Genomic DNA, 15,748 nt, shown 5'->3' on the forward strand with positions numbered 1-15,748 from the left:
TAAATGCGGGGCGAGGCGGGAGAGCCACAATCGGCGGCTCTCCCGGATATCTGGTCATGCCGCCCGGGCGGTTTCAAGCGACATCGGCCGCTCCAGCACCGAACCGCCGATTTCGGCGACAGTTTTCATCTGCTCCAGAAGGCCGGTTGTGACCTCCCAGGCAACGGCAACGGCAAATACAGAGCCGATCCGCTGCGGTTCGCCGATGCGCTCGCCGGGGCAGCCCATGCGCCGGAACATGCGCTCCAGGAAGACATCGGTGACGGTGACGATATGGCTGAGGCCGGAGGACAGGCCGAGCTCTCCGACGCCGCACATCAGTTCCGCCGCTGCGATCGTCACCTGGTTAGAGCCGCGATCCTGCGAGATGGCCGGATCGATGCAGAAGCGGCTGGATTCCCAGATGGAGGCGCTGCGCACCTGCGGATTGTCGCCGAGCAGGATCGGAAACGTATCATCCAGCATGTTCGGCCCGAGCGTCGGCAGCAGCCGCAACGCGCCGCGCAGACGGCCCGTCTGGTCGGAATAGGACATGACATAGAGCGGATTGGCGTCGTCGTAGTGATCGATTTCCCAATCGCCACGCAGCGAAACGTCCCATTTCAGCAGGTCGTGAAAGACGCGCTTGCGCAGCCGGAACATGGCGTCGAGATCGCCGGGATTCTGCTTGCCGGTGTTGCGGTTGAAAATCCTGATCATTTTTTGCTCCTGTGTTGATGGTTCAGGAGCAAATGCTGTCAAATTTTATGGGTTGGCATAACTGTCGGTAGTGACAGGTTTCCAATGCACGCCAATGCGTTTCTCCTGATCGGAGGTCCGAAAGGACCTCCGATCAGGAGAACAAGGACAACAGGGGGATGAAAGGGCTTCGGGCGAACGACGAACCCTTGCAGACGATGTCAGAAAGTGGGGATGAGATCGCGCCGGACGGCCTGGGCGACGGCCTGGCTGTTGGAGACGACGTTCAGCTTTCGCCGGGCATTGGTCATGAAGAAGCGGACGGTGCGCTCCGAAATGCCAAGGATGGTGGCGATTTCCCAGTAGCTCTTGCCGGCGGCGGCCCAACCGAGCACTTCGGTTTCCCGGTGGGTTAACGCCTTGGCGCATTCTTCGGCCGGCTGACACTCCTCGTCGCTTTCCAGCAGGGCTGCGTGGAAAAGATTGGCCAGCAATTGGAAATCGCGCAGGTGCAGACGCCGGTAGGCCGGCCATTCGTCGGCGGGGACATCGGCCTGGATTGCCAGGAAGGCCAGCCGTCGCGGCGGTGTGGCAAGCGGCAGCGTGACGCCGTCGAGCCCATGGCCGAGCTGCGTGGCCGAGGAGAAAAGAGGCTCGCTTTCGGGATGAAGCTTGCGCGCCGTTGCCCAATCCACAGGCCGCAACCCACCCATGGTCATGCGCAGGATCGGATCGATACGCTGGTACTGCTTGTCGATATAGGTTGAGAGGCTGCGGGCGCTGAACGTATGGTGCAGCCTGTGGATAACCACACCGGCCGTCAGAATGCCGACGTCGAGGTAAAGCAGGTTTGCAATGCTGAAAGTGCTGCACATCAGGTCGAAAAACCGTGTCGGCTCAACGAGTTCCTCGTTTTCCATAATGTCCAGCAGGTCAAAGAATGCCTGTTGGTCAGCCATGCTACGATACCCTGTTATTTTGTGGGTTTCAGCATGATAACCGTTTCAGTCTTTGTCCAGTGCAATCTTTGGTTAACTGTGTATTTTTGATACACTAAACTATAAATTGCAGTTTAGACTGTGGATATATTTTGATCAAACCGGTTTTTACGCCGGTTTGATCCGTTTTTTACTAGGCGGGGTAGGAGGCTTCCACCACCGCCAGTGCGGCCATGTTGACGACGCCGCGCGATGTGACCGATGGCGAGAGGATATGCGCGGGCAGGGCCGTACCCAGAAGGATCGGTCCGACATGCAGGCTATCGGTCATGGTCTTGACGACGCCGAGCGTGATATTGGCTGCGTCGAGATTGGGGAAGACCAGCAGATTGGCTTCTCCGGCCAGCGTGCTGTTGGGCATGACGCGGCGGCGCAGGGCTTCCGAAATGGCGGAATCGCCGTGCATCTCACCGTCGGCTTCAAGATCGGGCGCCAGTTCCCGCACGATCTGCATGGCCTTGCGCATCTTGAAGGCGCTTTCCGAATCCCGCGACCCGAAATTCGAATGGGAGACCAGGGCTGCGCGCGGGGTGATGCCGAAGCGGCGGATTTCCTGGGCAGCCATGACCGTCTTCTGGGCGATTTCCTCGGCCGTCGGATTGAAGGTCACATAGGTATCGGTGAGGAACGTGGCGCCGCGCTGCGAGATCAGCAGGCTGAGCGCCGAATAGTCCAGCACGCCCTCACGCTTGCCGATGATCTGCGAGACGGCGCGCAGATGGGCGCTGTAGCGTCCTTCGACGCCGCAGATGAGGGCATCGGCTTCGCCGCGCCGTACAGCGAGCGCGCCGATGACGGTCTGGTTGGTTCGAACGATGGTGCGGGCTGCTTCCGGAATGACGCCGAGGCGGCCGACCAGCGCGAAATAGTCATCGACATAGTCGCGGAACCGGGGATCGCCTTCCGGATTGACCACTTCGAAATCCACGTCCGGGCGGATGCGCAGGCCATAGCGTTTCAGGCGGGTTTCGATGATCTGCGGGCGGCCGATCAGGATCGGGCGGGCCGTGCCGTCTTCCAACAGCACCTGGGCGGCGCGCAGCACGCGCTCATCTTCGCCTTCCGAAAAGATCACCCGGTTCTTCTGAGCATTCTTGGCGGCGGCAAAGATCGGCTTCATGATGAAGCCGGAGCGGAAGACGAAACGGTTGAGCTGATCGAGATAGGCGTCGAAATCGGTAATCGGCCGGTTGGCGACGCCGCTATCGGCAGCGGCCCTGGCGACAGCCGGCGCAATGCGCAGGATCAGGCGCTGGTCGAACGGCGAGGGGATCAGATAATCCGGGCCGAAGACCGGGGTTTCGCCGGAATAGGCGCGGGCGGCGACATCGGAGGGCTCTTCGCGGGCAAGGGCTGCGATGGCGCGCACCGCCGCCATCTTCATTTCCTCGTTGATCGTGCGGGCACCGCAATCGAGCGCGCCGCGGAAGATATAGGGGAAGCAGAGGACGTTGTTGACCTGGTTGGGAAAGTCCGAGCGGCCGGTGCAGATCATGGCGTCGGGGCGGGCTGCCCGCGCAACCTCCGGCATGATTTCGGGATTGGGGTTGGCGAGCGCCATGATCAGCGGCTTTTCCGCCATCTGGACCAGAAGTTCCGGCTTCAGAACGCCTGCGGCAGAGAGGCCGAGAAAGACGTCGGCACCGGCAATGCTGTCGGCCAGCACACGGTTGTCGCTGTCCTGCGCGTAGATCGACTTCCACTCGTCCATCAGCACTTCGCGGCCGGTATAGACGAGGCCTTCGAGATCATGGACCCAGATATTTTGACGCTCTGCGCCGAGTGTGACCAGAAGATTGAGGCAGGCGAGGGCTGCGGCACCGGCGCCGGAGGTGACGATCTTGGCCTTGGCGATGTCCTTGCCGGCCAGCTCCAGGCCGTTGAGGATGGCGGCGGCAACGATGATTGCGGTTCCGTGCTGGTCGTCGTGGAAAACCGGAATATCCATCTTTTCGCGCAGGCGGCGTTCGACCTCGAAACATTCCGGCGCCTTGATGTCTTCCAGGTTGATGCCGCCGAAGGTCGGCTCCAGGGCCGAGATGACATTGACCATCTGGTCGATTTCAGGCGCATCGATCTCGATATCGAAGACATCGATACCGGCGAATTTCTTGAACAGGACGGCCTTGCCCTCCATGACCGGCTTGGAGGCGAGCGGGCCGATATTGCCAAGGCCGAGGACCGCCGTGCCGTTCGAGACGACGGCGACCAGATTGGCGCGCGCGGTATAGTCGGCAGCGGTTGCCGGATCGTCGCGGATGGCAAGGCAGGGGGCTGCAACGCCGGGGGAATAGGCAAGCGCTAGGTCGCGCTGGTTGCCGAGCGGCTTGGTCGGCTGGATCTCGAGCTTTCCTGGGCGCGGATAGCGGTGGAAAAACAGCGCCTGCTCGTCGAGGTCGCCGCTTGCTGGGGCCGCTGGGGTCTTGGCCTTGTCGCCGGTGCTCATATCGTCATTCCCTACCTATTCGTCGCGGCTCTTTTTGCATGAAAAATCGGCTCCGTACAGTTTCGAAACGGGCGTTTATCCCCGGTTTTAAGGAACAGGTGTTTCTCCGGGCATGCCGCTGGTTCCACAGGCTGTCATTATCCTGAAACAAGAGTCTGTTTTTGAAGGCTTACAAGAGAGGCACGACAGACCGTTGCGAGGCAGCATGACCGAGAAAGAGCAAGAACCCCAGCGTTTCAGGACCCTGTTCATTTCCGACGTTCATCTGGGTTCAAAGGCCGCCAAGACCGATTATCTCCTCGATTTCCTGCGTGTGACCGAGGCCGAGACGATCATCCTTGTCGGCGATATTGTCGATGGATGGCGGCTGAAGCGGAGCTGGTACTGGCCGCAATCGTGCAACGACGTCGTCCAGAAACTGCTGCGCAAGGCGCGCAAGGGCACCCGCATCGTCTACATTCCCGGCAATCACGACGAGTTTATGCGCGATTTTCCAGGCGTGCATTTCGGCGGCATCGAGGTGGCCCAGCGCCACATGCACGAGGCTGCCGACGGCCGCAAATATCTGGTGCTGCACGGGGACGAATTCGATGTGGTCGTGCGCAATGCCCGCCTGCTCGCCTATCTCGGCGACTGGGCCTATGACACGGCGATCGTCATCAATATCGGCCTGGCTGCCATCCGCCGCCGTCTTGGAATGCCCTACTGGTCGTTTTCCGCCTGGGCGAAGCTGCAGGTCAAGCATGCCGTCAACTTCATCGGCGAATTCCAGCGCGTGGTGGCCGACGAGGCCCGCCGCGAAAATGCCGATGGCGTCATCTGCGGCCATATCCATCATGCCGTGATGGAAGACATTGGCGGCATCCGCTATATCAATACCGGCGACTGGGTGGAGAGCTGCACGGCGATCGCCGAGCACCAGGACGGAACCATGGAGCTGATTACCTGGCGGGAGCTGAGCAGCGTGCCGGTTACGCGCGAAGACACGACCGAGGTCGAAATCATGATGGCGCGGGCTCTTTCGCAACAGGCGGCCTAAAACTGCGGCTGGCAGGCGCTGTAGGGAAAACTAGCGGCTGGCGCTGTTCTCAGCTCGCGTGATAAATCCTGCACGTTACTGTCAGGTCCTTCCATGATTCCCTTGTCTCCGCCTCCCGTTCGCGAGGAAGCGCCGCGTTTTTTCGTGGTGCGGATCGCCTTGCTCTTTTGCGCGCCGCTGGTCGTCAATGGTTTTGCCATGCCGTATTTTCCGGTTTGGCTGAGCACGTTGTCGCTGAGCGATTTCGAGATCGGCATCATCCTTGCCGTGCCGATGTTCGTGCGCGTCGTCACGGCGCCGCTGGTCGGGCTTCTGGCCGACAAAATCGGCGAGCGGGCGCAAGTGCTGATCTGGTCGGCCGTGCTGTCCCTGCTGACGGCGCTCGCGCTCTTCGTCTCCCATAGTTTCTGGTTCGTGCTGATCATCTATGCCGTCCAGGGCGGCGTGTATGCGCCCTATGTGCCGATCGTCGAGGCGATTGCGCTGACCGGCGTGCGGCGCTGGGGTTTCGATTATGCGACGATGCGCGTCTGGGGCTCCGTCGCCTTCATCGGCGCGACCATGCTGGGCGGGGTGATGATCGGGCTCTACGGCGGCGCGATGGTGCTGCCTGCCATGGCCGGCGGTTTTCTGCTGATGATTGCGCTGACCTTCATTGCGCCACGCGTCGGCAAGCCGCGCCGTCCGTCCACCCTGACGACGCTCACGGAGCCGCCACCCAAGGCGCTGCGCAAACTGGATCTGCAGCTGCTTTTGATCGGCGTGACGCTGGTCAACGGCAGCCATGCGATGCTGTTTGCCTTTTCGGCGATCTATTGGCAGCATATCGGCTTTACCGGCACCGAGATCGGTCTTCTCTGGAGTGCGGGGGTTGCCGCTGAAGTCGCGATGTTTTTCTGCGCGAGAATGATCATCCGGCGGTTCAGCCTGTGGACGATGATCTTTTCAGGCTGCCTCCTTGCCGTCGTACGCTGGATCATCTTTCCGATGGATCTCGGCTTCTGGGGCTATTTCGCCCTTCAGTGCTTCCACGCCTTCACCTATGCGATCATGCATACGGGGATGCAGAATATCCTGGTGCAGCGCGTTCCGGAGGAACAGGAATCCTCGGCGCAGGGGCTGTACTTCTTTTATACCGGCATCTTCACGGCGATCTTCACGTTCACTTCCGGCTATTTCTATACCTGGTTTGGTGTGCACGGCTTCTACTCGATGTCGGTCGTTGCCTTTATCGGCTGCTGTTCTGCCTTTGCCGCCTGGGTTCTTCAGCCCCAAAGGGCGGGACGAGGCGGGTAGACCAGCGATCCCTCGTAGTGCAGGCCGGGCTCGCGGTCACGGGCGAGAAGCAGCGGTCCGTCAAGATCGACGAACTCGGCGCCCTCAGCCAAAAGCACCGCCGGCGCCATGCCGAGCGACGTGCCGACCATGCAGCCGACCATGATTTTCAGGTTGAGTGCCCGCGCCGCATCGCGCATGCGCAGCGCCTCTGTCAGGCCGCCGGTCTTGTCGAGCTTGATATTGACGGCGTCATAAAGCCCCGCAAGTTTCGGCAGGTCCTCGGTCTTGTGGACGCTTTCATCGGCGCAGACCGGAACGGGGCGGCTGATGGAGGCGAGCGGCGCATCGTGTCCTGCGGGAAGCGGCTGCTCGATCAAGGATACTCCCGATTCGGCGCAGACGGCGAAATGATAGGCGAGGTTGTTTTCCGTCCAGCCTTCATTGGCATCGAGAATAATGGCGCTATCTGGGGCCGCCGCCCGCACGGCGCGGATCCGCGAGGCATCGTCGGCCGTTCCGACCTTGACCTTCAAAAGCGCCCGGTGCGCATAACGTGCGGTTTGCGCCGCCATGGCCTCGGGCTCACCGAGCGAAATCGTATAGGCGGTGGTCAGCGGGCGGGGCTCAGCAAGACCGGCCAGCGTGAAGGCGGGAATGCCGGCTTTTTTCGCTTCCAGATCCCAAAGCGCGCAATCGACAGCATTGCGCGCCGCGCCGCCTTGCATGGTCTGCCGCAACTCCTCGCGGCCGATGCCAGCCTCGATCTGCGGGCGCATCGTTTCGATTGCCGCCAGAACGCTGTCGATGGTTTCACCGTAGCGCCCATAGGGCACGCATTCGCCGATGCCAGAAAATCCGCCTTCGGAAACATGGCAGGTCACCACGGAGGCGGTGGTCTTGCTGCCGCGCGAAATCGTGAAACTGCCTGAGATCGGAAAGTGTTCGGCAATGGTTTTCATCTGGCGGGTCATGGCGTTCTCCTGTGTCTTCCATGGCGCAGCTGGCAACCGTTTGGTACGGAAACGTTTCAATCGGTGACAGACCGGGTTCTAGCGGCTATGAGTCGCTGACGTTTTATCAAATGCAGCCATCTCCGGAAGACCTAACACACGTGACGCGTTCCCAACTGAAAACCGATACCGACGTCGAGCTCGCAGAAGCTGACGATGGCAGCACCCGGGCCTATCGGTTTAGCGGCGATTGGCGCAGCGTCTCCATTCACCTGGCAACGCCGAAGCTGGATGCGTTTGCGGCCAAGGGCGGCGAGGCAGGCGAGGTGGATCTGAGCGGCGTCACTGCGATGGACACGGCCGGCGCCTGGGTCATCCGCCGTTTCATGACGCAGATCGGCGACGTGAAGCTGACCAGCGACAAGCCGCGCTATATTGAACTCCTGAGCGCCTTGCCGGAGGCGCTGCCCGAGCCGGCCGAAGACGGCAAGAGCGCCAGATCGCTGTTTGTCCGCATCTTTACCCCGGTTGGCAATTCGGTCGTCTCCGCCTGGGAAGACACCGTTGCCGCGATGTTCATTCTCGGGTCGGCGGTGCGCGGTGCGCAATTGAAGCTTGGCCGCCAGAGCGGTGTGTCGCCGGCGGCCATTATCAACCAGATCGATCGCATGGGTGTCCAGGCGGTGCCGATCATCCTGTTGATGTCGTTTCTGATCGGCGCGATCATTGCCCAGCAGGGAGCGTTCCAGCTGCGCTATTTCGGCGCCGAACTCTTCGTCGTCGATCTCGTCGGCATCCTGCAACTGCGTGAAATCGGCGTTTTGCTCACCGCCATCATGATCGCCGGCCGTTCCGGCAGCGCGATCACGGCCGAAATCGGCTCTATGAAGATGCGCGAGGAAATCGATGCGCTGAAAGTCATGGGACTGAGCCCGATCGGCGTCCTGGTATTTCCAAGGCTGGTGGCGCTGACCGTGGCGCTGCCGCTGTTGACGATCATCGCCAATTTTTCTGCGCTCACGGGTGCTGCCGTGGTGACCTGGAGCTATTCCGGCATCACATTCTCCACCTTTTTGGCGCGCCTTCAGGAAGCAGTCGATTTTTCCTCTGTCCTGGCCGGCATGATCAAGGCGCCCTTCATGGCGCTGATCATCGGTGTGGTTGCCGCCGTTGAAGGCTTGAAGGTCGGCGGCAGCGCCGAATCGCTTGGCAAGCACGTGACCCAGTCGGTGGTGAAGTCGATCTTCGTGGTCATTCTCGTCGATGGCCTGTTTGCGATCTTCTATGCGGCGATCAATTTCTGATGGGAGAGGTTTTGCCGGTGGATGTAGAGGACGAGATGACAGACGACGCGGTGAAACAGCCGGGTGAAGACGGCACGGAAGTCATCCTGTCGGTAAAGGACCTGACCGTCGGTTTCGGCTCCAATATCGTTCTCGACAAGCTGAACCTGGACATCTATCGCGGCGAAATTCTCGGTTTCGTCGGGGCGTCGGGCACCGGCAAATCGGTGCTGATGCGCACGGTTCTGCGGCTTTTGCCGCGCCGCTCCGGCTCGATCAAGATTCTCGGCGTCGAATATGATGCCGTCAGCGAAGAGGAACGCATGGAGCTCGACATGCGCCTGGGCGTGCTATTCCAGCACGGCGCGCTGTTTTCCTCCCTGACGGTCAAGGAGAACATTCAGGTGCCGATGCGGGAATATCTCAACCTGCCGCAGGAGCTGATGGACGAGCTGGCCCGGTTGAAGATCGATATGGTGGGTCTCGCGCCGGAAGCGGCCGACAAGTTTCCGTCCGAACTCTCCGGCGGCATGATCAAGCGCGCGGCTCTGGCACGCGCTTTGGCGCTCGATCCCGACCTTGTCTTCCTCGATGAACCGACCTCCGGGCTTGACCCGATCGGGGCGGCGGAGTTCGATAATCTGATCGCCAAACTGCGCGACACCCTGGGATTGACCGTGTATATGGTGACTCACGACCTCGACAGCCTGTTTTCGGTCTGCGACCGGATTGCGGTGCTCGGCAAGAAGAAGGTTCTGGTCGAAGGCACGATCGAGGACATGCTGGCCTGCGACGACGAGTGGGTGACCTCCTACTTCCAGGGCAAGCGCGCGCGTTCGATCGTGCGCGACGATGACACGAAAGCCTCCTGACAGCGCTGCATGACAGGAACGACGAATTGAAGCCGACTGATTAATTGAAGCAAGGAGCCGCGTTGGCGGCGTCCCCCAAGGGTACCGGTAGCAATGGAAACAAAAGCCAATTACGCCATCGTCGGATTTTTCACCGTCGCGGTCATCTTCGCGGCCTTCGGCTTTGTCTACTGGATGTCCCAATATGGCAGAAGCGGCGAAATGGCTGAGCTTGTCATCAGCATCCCTGGCTCGGCCAACGGCTTGAGCGTCGGATCGCCTGTGCGCTTCAACGGTATCCCCGTCGGTTCGGTGCGCAGCCTTGCCATCAATTCCAACGATCCGCGCTATTCCGTTGCCGTGACCGAGGTGTCGGCCGATGCGCCGGTGCTGAAATCGACCACGGCAACCCTGGAAATCCAGGGTCTGACGGGGGCTGCCTATATCGAGCTCAGCGGCGGCAACAAGGGTGACGAGAATATCCTGCGCAAGGCGCTGGATACCGGCACATCCGCACAGCTGACCGCCGACCAGTCCAGCGTCACCAGCCTTCTGGCCACCGCCGACAAGATTCTCGACCGCGCCAATGACGCGATCGGCGACATCCAGGGCTTCGTCAAGGATGTGCGCGGGCCGTTGACCAATACGATCTCCAATGCCGACCGTTTCACCCGGTCGCTGGCCGACAATTCGGAAGGCATCGACAAATTCCTGGAAAGCGTCAGCGCGCTGTCGACCTCGATCACGTCAGCGGCGAGCAAGCTCGATTCCACCCTGTCTGCCGCCGATACGCTGGTCAAATCGGTTGATCCAAGGAAGATCGACAATATCGTCGCCAATGTTGAGAAGATGAGCAACGACCTGAGCGCTGCGTCCTCCGGCGTGGCCGATACCATCGCCTCGTTCAAGAAGACGGCCGATACCTATGAACGGTTTGGCGAAAAGGCGACGGCATCGCTCGATCGTGTCGATCTGCTGATTGCCTCCATCGACACGCAGAAGGTCTCCGGCGTCGTCAACGACGTCTCGGCGGCCAGCGCCGATGCCCGCAAGGCGGTTGCGTCGGTTGCGGATTTTGCCGAGAGCATCAAGGGCCGCCAGAATGATATCGACCAGACGATCACCGACGTCACGCAAATGGCCAACAAGCTGAATGCCGCGTCGAGCCGCGTCGATGGCATCCTGGTCAAGCTCGACGGTTTCCTGGGCGATGCGGATGCGCCGTCGCTGTCTGCGGACGCCCGCGCCACGCTTCAGTCCTTCCGCAAGGTTGCCGACAATCTGAATGCGCAGATCGGTCCGATCGCGGAAAACCTCAAGCGTTTCTCGGGGTCTGGCCTGCGCGATATCGAAGCACTGGTCAGCGATACCCGCCGGACCGTCAATTCGCTCGATACGACGATTTCGACCTTCGACAAGAATCCGCAGCGGCTGCTGTTCGGAGGCGAAACGGTCAAGCAATATGACGGACGCACGCGCCGCTGATTCGAGCATAACGGCAATCATCGGGACGGGAATTGGCGCTGAGACCACCAGCGAACAGCGCTTTGCTTCCATCGACGTGACGTTTGCGTGGCAAGGCTGCACGCCTTGGCGGTTTTTTAACCTATCCGCAGCGGTTTAACTGCTTTTTTGGCTTGTTTTGACCGGATCAGCCTCTACGTTGCTGCTGATTGGCGAAGGATAGTGTTTGCAATGAATTTTCCCGGTATGTCGTTTGGTCGTAAGGCAGGTTTGATCCGGGCCTGTTCTGCACTCCTTCTTGCCGCCACGCTTTCCGCCTGTGCCGGCAAGGCCAATAACGATACCTATAGCCTGTCCGCTTCGCCCGTCGTCGAGGGGCCGTCGTCGAGCAAAAAGCAGATCCTCGTTCCCGAGCCGACGGCGCTGAAGGCACTGGATAGCGATCAGGTGGTGATCCGGCTGTCGGGTTCGGAAATCCAGTATCTGGCCAAATCGCAGTGGAGCGACCGCCTGCCGAAAATGGTGCAGGCAAAGCTGGTGCAGGCCTTTGAGAATACCGGCAAGATCGGTGGCGTCGGCAAGCCGGGCGAGGGGCTCGCCATCGACTATCAGGTGATCACCGAAATCCGCTCGTTCGAAATATCGACGGCTGGCTCCGATACCGCCGTCGTGGAAATTTTCGCCAAGATCCTCAATGATCGCACCGGCACTGTCGGGGCACAAAAGGCATTTCGCGCCACCGTTCCGGTGCGCGGAAGCGGAGCGCCGGCATTCGTCGCGGGTCTTGACGTTGCATTTGCACAGGTGGCCGGCGAGATCGTCCGCTGGACGCTGAAAGCGATCTGATCGGGCAAGATCCCGATCAGGCAACCGGGATCAGGCCACCACGATCCGGTTGACGGTTTCCGCAACGCCTTCGACTGAGTTTGCGGCTTCTTCTGCCCGCTCCACCTCTTCGATGGTCGCTACCGTGCCGCTGAGCACGATCGTGTTTCCCTTCGAGATCACCGAAATATCCGATGCGTCCAGTCCGTCTACGGTGGCCAGGCAATTGGCGACCCGCGTTTCGAGATCCGCCTCATCGCCCTCGATCAACTCTTCGGGCGTTTTGCCGTAGAATGTGCGCTCTTTGAAAACCATGGCTTTGTGCTCCGATGCGGTTATGCGCGGATAACGCGGCATTGAGCCTTTTGTTCAGCCCTGTTCCATTCGAAACAGCACAGATAAGCGGCGCGTGAGACTGTTGGATCACTGGATGAGACGAACTCATCAGGAACCAACAGAGGAGATTTCAGCATGCGCAAGTTCATTCTTTCCGCCGCCGTCGCAGTCATTGCCGCCGTCTCGTTTGCCGCACCGTCGCAGGCCGGCGGACATCACCATCACGGCCGTCACCATGGCGGATTCTCCATCGGCTTCTACAACACGGGCTATTATGGCGATGGCTATTATGGCGGCGGCTATTATGAGCCGTCCTGCTACACCAAAAAAGTGAAGCGCTGGGACCGCTGGGGTAACCTGCATATCCGCCGCATCAAGATCTGCGACTGACACGCACTCTTCAGGCAACAAAAATCCGGCCGTTGACAGCGGCCGGATTTTGGCATTCCAGGCATTCCTCTCAGGGCCAGCGAACCACGGGCGGCAGCGAGGACAGGATCGAATCGACATTGCCGCCGGTTTTCAGGCCGAAGATCGTGCCGCGATCGTAGAGCAGGTTGAATTCGACATAGCGGCCACGGCGCACCAGCTGCTCGTCGCGATCTTCCTCGGTCCAGGGTCTGTTGAAATTGGCGCGCACGATCTTGGGATAGATCAGGCTGAAGGCCTTGCCGACATCCTGGGTGAAGGCGAAGTCGGCCTCCCAGCCGCCTTTTTCCTCGCCGGAATGCAGCCAGTCGAAAAAGATGCCGCCGATGCCGCGGGATTCGTTGCGGTGTTTCAGGAAGAAATACTCGTCGCACCAATCCTTGAAGCGCGGGTAATCGGCAACGGCGTGGCGCCGGCAGGCGATCTCCATGCCGCGATGAAACAGCATCGTATCCGGATCGGTCTGCGTGCGGCGGCTGTCGAGAACCGGCGTGAGATCGGCGCCGCCGCCAAACCAGTGGCTGGTGGTGACGACCATGCGGGTGTTCATGTGCACGGCGGGCACGTTCGGATTGACCGGATGGGCAATCAGCGAAATGCCGGACGCCCAGAAGGTCGGGTCTTCCTCGGCGCCGGGGATCTGGCTGCGGAATTCCGGCGAGAATTCGCCGTGGACGGTGGATGTGTGAACGCCGACCTTTTCAAAAACCCGGCCGTCCATCATCGACATGCGGCCACCGCCACCGGCCCCGTTGTCACGCAGCCAGTCCTTGCCGATGAAGCGCCCCGGCTCGCGGTCGGACAAAGGGCCTGCCAGTTCGTCCTCGATGGTCTCGAACGCGGCGCAGATGCTGTCGCGCAGGGACTGGAACCAGGCCGTTGCTCTCGCCTTCTTGTCTTCGATATCCGCAGGCAATCCCTGCGGCAGGTTGGGTCGTTCCATGAAAGTAATCCTGTTTGGCGTGGCCTGAAGCGGCAACAAAGCGCGCCGATTCGCATCTTGGCCGACAGTTCATATTTTTGCCACAGCTGGCAACGGCGCAGGGCGCGAACCGGTCAGTGTGCCGCAGGGGCCGCCCCTTTGATTCGGACTCGCAAAACCCTGAATATTTCCCTATCTTCAACAGACGAGTTCGACTGGCGAAAGGGAGGAGCTCATGGCAAGACTTCCGGCAGCACCGCCGCTCGACGGGTTGAAACGTCAGATCGACCGGCACCGCAAGGACAATCCGCAGCGCAATGACGGATTGTTCGTGCGCGAGACGTTCCGGCTCGAGCGGAGCGATGCGCGGCAAAAAGCGCAGGAATGGTTCGATGCCTGGCCAAAAGCCGCCTATTGGACCGAGGTGGAAAGCTGGCGGCTGTTGGACGGTGACCAGATCGAATTCACCATGCGGCGTTTGCCCAGCGCCGATTGACGGCCGATAACATTCTCCATTCCCAGCATCAACCCTGTTCTTCGCCTGCATGTTCGATCAGATAGGCGCCGGCGCCCTTTTCCGACAATGTGTCATCCGGGTTGCGCAGCGGACAATCGCGCATGGAGAGGCAGCCGCAGCCGATGCAGGACGTCAGTTGGTCGCGCAGCGCGGTGAGCTTGGCGATCCGTTCGTTCAGATCGGCCTTCCAGTGTTCCGACAGACGCTCCCAGTCGCTGACCAGCAATTGCCGGTCGTTCGGCAGGGCGGAAAGCTCCTTTTGAATATCGGCGAGCGGAATGCCCGTGCGCTGGGCAATCTTGATGACGGCGATGCGGCGCAGGACGCTGCGGGGATAGCGGCGCTGGTTGCCACGGCTGCGCATGCTCCGGATCAGGCCTTTGGTCTCGTAGAAGTGCAGCGTCGAGACCGCGACGCCGCTACGGGCAGCGACTTCTCCGACAGTCAGTTCGCGGCGTGGCAGTTGGCCCTGGTTTTTTTCCGGCATCTCTATTGACCTCAACTTTAGTTGAGGTTTTATACCATGAGCTCCATTCTATCGGCAACGGAGCTTTTGCAGACATGAACGAGAAAATGACCATCGCCGTCGTCTATGGCAGCGCACGCCAAGGGCGCTTCTGCGACACCGTCGTCAACTGGGCCTTGACGGAGCTGTGGGCCGAATGCGGTTTCCGCATCACGCTGATCGATCCTCTGGAGCTGAAGGGTGGCGCCGGGGACGGGGTTCTTGACGGTGAGGCGCTTGAAGACAAGATCGCTGCCGCCGACGCCTTCATCATCGTGACGCCGGAATATAACCATGGTTATCCGGCCTGCCTGAAGGAACTGATCGACAGCTGCTACGAGCCTTGGCACGCAAAGCCGGTCGGTTTCATCTCCTATGGCGGCATTTCGGGCGGCTTGCGGGCCGTCGAGCAGTTGCGCCAGGTCTTTGCCGAACTGCACACCGTCACCATCCGCGACACCGTCAGCTTTTCCAATGTCTGGGGCCAGTTCGATGCCGCCGGCAATCCGTTCAAGGCGGCGGAAGCCAAGGCCGGGCTGATGGTGATGCTGCGGCGCCTGAAATGGTGGGCCAGCGCCCTGAAAGCGGCCCGGGCAGAAAACGCCTATGCGGGCGTTGCGGCGTGACGCGGAAGCGTCGCTCTCAGCCGGCGACCTGCCGGAGCGCTTCGCCCGCGATCATCGCCACCGACATGGCCACGTTCAGCGATCGCTGGCCCTCGACCATCGGGACGATGATGCGGCTGTCTGCCCTGTCATGGACGTGATCGGGAACCCCGGCGCTCTCGCGGCCAAAGAGCAGCGTGTCGTTGGGCTGGAAGGAGAACCGCGTATAGGGCTCTGCCGCCTTGGTGGAGGCCAGCACCAGGCGGCGGCCCTCATGCCGGCGCACCGCCTCGAAGCACTCCCAGTTGACGTGGCGGGTCAGCGTGACAGAGGCGATGTAATCCATGCCGGCGCGCTTCAGGTTCTTGTCGGACAAATCGAACCCGGCGGGATCGATAATATCGACGGCAAGACCCAGACACGCGGCAAGGCGCAAGATCGTGCCGGTATTGCCGGGAATATCGGGCTGGTAGAGGGCGATGCGCAGTAAATGTGGCGACATATCAACAAGTCTTATGGGCTTCATCAATGGCCGTAATCAATCTGTGCCGTAATGGCAACAGAATCCTGACAGAGACAAAAATGATGAAAAAAACGCCATGGACAATCTGGCGTACCGGCG

At 60.6% G+C, this 15,748-nt stretch carries 17 protein-coding genes; 9 read left to right on the plus strand and 8 right to left on the minus strand.

The features are described from left to right. Window positions 1–54: 54 nt before the first annotated feature. The 3 genes from PYR65_RS12095 to PYR65_RS12105 form a co-directional block, all read right to left on the minus strand. Window positions 55–699, minus strand: a complete 645-nt coding sequence (locus PYR65_RS12095; protein ID WP_060640820.1) for an acyl-homoserine-lactone synthase — start codon at window positions 697–699, stop codon at window positions 55–57. Window positions 700–899: 200 nt separating this feature from the next. Further along, on the minus strand, window positions 900–1,637 hold the full coding sequence (locus PYR65_RS12100; RefSeq protein WP_276118157.1) for a LuxR C-terminal-related transcriptional regulator: 738 nt from the start codon (window positions 1,635–1,637) through the stop codon (window positions 900–902). Between the two features lie 172 nt (window positions 1,638–1,809). Beyond that, window positions 1,810–4,122, minus strand: a complete 2,313-nt coding sequence (locus PYR65_RS12105) for an NADP-dependent malic enzyme (RefSeq protein ID WP_276118158.1) — start codon at window positions 4,120–4,122, stop codon at window positions 1,810–1,812. A gap of 205 nt (window positions 4,123–4,327) precedes the next feature. Between PYR65_RS12105 and PYR65_RS12110 the strand changes: the two genes are divergently transcribed. After that, window positions 4,328–5,161: a UDP-2,3-diacylglucosamine diphosphatase gene (locus PYR65_RS12110; protein WP_276118159.1), complete on the plus strand. Its 834-nt coding sequence runs from the start codon at window positions 4,328–4,330 to the stop codon at window positions 5,159–5,161. Between the two features lie 93 nt (window positions 5,162–5,254). Next, entirely contained in the window at window positions 5,255–6,457 is a 1,203-nt protein-coding gene (locus tag PYR65_RS12115; RefSeq protein ID WP_276118160.1) for an MFS transporter, read from the plus strand. Here PYR65_RS12115 and dgcA read toward each other — a convergent pair. Then, the gene (dgcA, locus tag PYR65_RS12120) at window positions 6,427–7,410 is read right to left on the minus strand and encodes an N-acetyl-D-Glu racemase DgcA (RefSeq protein WP_276118161.1); all 984 of its coding nucleotides are present in this window, start codon (window positions 7,408–7,410) and stop codon (window positions 6,427–6,429) included. The genes PYR65_RS12115 and dgcA overlap by 31 nt on opposite strands. Window positions 7,411–7,550: 140 nt before the next feature. Here dgcA and PYR65_RS12125 point away from each other — a divergent pair, with 140 nt between their 5' ends. From PYR65_RS12125 to PYR65_RS12140, 4 genes are all read left to right on the plus strand, one after another. After that, window positions 7,551–8,693: an MlaE family ABC transporter permease gene (locus PYR65_RS12125; protein WP_060640826.1), complete on the plus strand. Its 1,143-nt coding sequence runs from the start codon at window positions 7,551–7,553 to the stop codon at window positions 8,691–8,693. A gap of 35 nt (window positions 8,694–8,728) precedes the next feature. Beyond that, a complete protein-coding gene (locus PYR65_RS12130) occupies window positions 8,729–9,544 on the plus strand; it encodes an ABC transporter ATP-binding protein (RefSeq protein ID WP_060640827.1) in 816 nt (271 codons plus the stop codon). Window positions 9,545–9,637: 93 nt separating this feature from the next. Next, window positions 9,638–11,008 carry an MlaD family protein gene (locus PYR65_RS12135; protein ID WP_060640828.1) on the plus strand — a complete coding sequence of 457 codons (1,371 nt, stop codon included), beginning with the start codon at window positions 9,638–9,640 and terminating at the stop codon, window positions 11,006–11,008. Window positions 11,009–11,218: 210 nt separating this feature from the next. Next, window positions 11,219–11,833, plus strand: coding sequence for an ABC-type transport auxiliary lipoprotein family protein (locus tag PYR65_RS12140; RefSeq protein ID WP_276118162.1), 615 nt, complete (start codon window positions 11,219–11,221; stop codon window positions 11,831–11,833). A 30-nt stretch (window positions 11,834–11,863) separates the two neighbouring features. On the opposite strand, the gene PYR65_RS12145 is transcribed toward PYR65_RS12140, so the two are convergent. Further along, a complete protein-coding gene (locus PYR65_RS12145; protein ID WP_276118163.1) occupies window positions 11,864–12,127 on the minus strand; it encodes a BON domain-containing protein in 264 nt (87 codons plus the stop codon). A 156-nt stretch (window positions 12,128–12,283) separates the two neighbouring features. On the opposite strand from PYR65_RS12145, the gene PYR65_RS12150 reads away from it, so the two are divergent. Continuing rightward, the gene (locus PYR65_RS12150; protein ID WP_276118164.1) at window positions 12,284–12,538 is read left to right on the plus strand and encodes a hypothetical protein; all 255 of its coding nucleotides are present in this window, start codon (window positions 12,284–12,286) and stop codon (window positions 12,536–12,538) included. Between the two features lie 70 nt (window positions 12,539–12,608). Here PYR65_RS12150 and hemF read toward each other — a convergent pair whose 3' ends face one another. Next, on the minus strand, window positions 12,609–13,520 hold the full coding sequence (hemF, locus tag PYR65_RS12155) for an oxygen-dependent coproporphyrinogen oxidase (protein WP_276118165.1): 912 nt from the start codon (window positions 13,518–13,520) through the stop codon (window positions 12,609–12,611). 214 nt (window positions 13,521–13,734) lie between these two features. Between hemF and PYR65_RS12160 the strand changes: the two genes are divergently transcribed. Next, window positions 13,735–13,995, plus strand: a complete 261-nt coding sequence (locus tag PYR65_RS12160) for a hypothetical protein (protein ID WP_060640832.1) — start codon at window positions 13,735–13,737, stop codon at window positions 13,993–13,995. 28 nt (window positions 13,996–14,023) lie between these two features. On the opposite strand, the gene soxR is transcribed toward PYR65_RS12160, so the two are convergent. Beyond that, window positions 14,024–14,503: a redox-sensitive transcriptional activator SoxR gene (gene soxR / locus PYR65_RS12165; RefSeq protein ID WP_276118166.1), complete on the minus strand. Its 480-nt coding sequence runs from the start codon at window positions 14,501–14,503 to the stop codon at window positions 14,024–14,026. A gap of 74 nt (window positions 14,504–14,577) precedes the next feature. On the opposite strand from soxR, the gene PYR65_RS12170 reads away from it, so the two are divergent. Then, window positions 14,578–15,147, plus strand: a complete 570-nt coding sequence (locus PYR65_RS12170; RefSeq protein WP_060640834.1) for an NADPH-dependent FMN reductase — start codon at window positions 14,578–14,580, stop codon at window positions 15,145–15,147. Window positions 15,148–15,163: 16 nt separating this feature from the next. Here the strand turns inward: PYR65_RS12170 and PYR65_RS12175 are convergent, their stop codons facing one another. Then, window positions 15,164–15,628 (minus strand): tRNA (cytidine(34)-2'-O)-methyltransferase, encoded by a 465-nt coding sequence (locus tag PYR65_RS12175; protein WP_276118167.1) that lies wholly within the window; start codon window positions 15,626–15,628, stop codon window positions 15,164–15,166. Window positions 15,629–15,748 lie beyond the last annotated feature (120 nt).

Origin of the sequence: Pararhizobium qamdonense, assembly GCF_029277445.1 — a bacterium.
GTDB classification, from domain to species: Bacteria; Pseudomonadota; Alphaproteobacteria; order Rhizobiales; family Rhizobiaceae; genus Pararhizobium; species Pararhizobium qamdonense.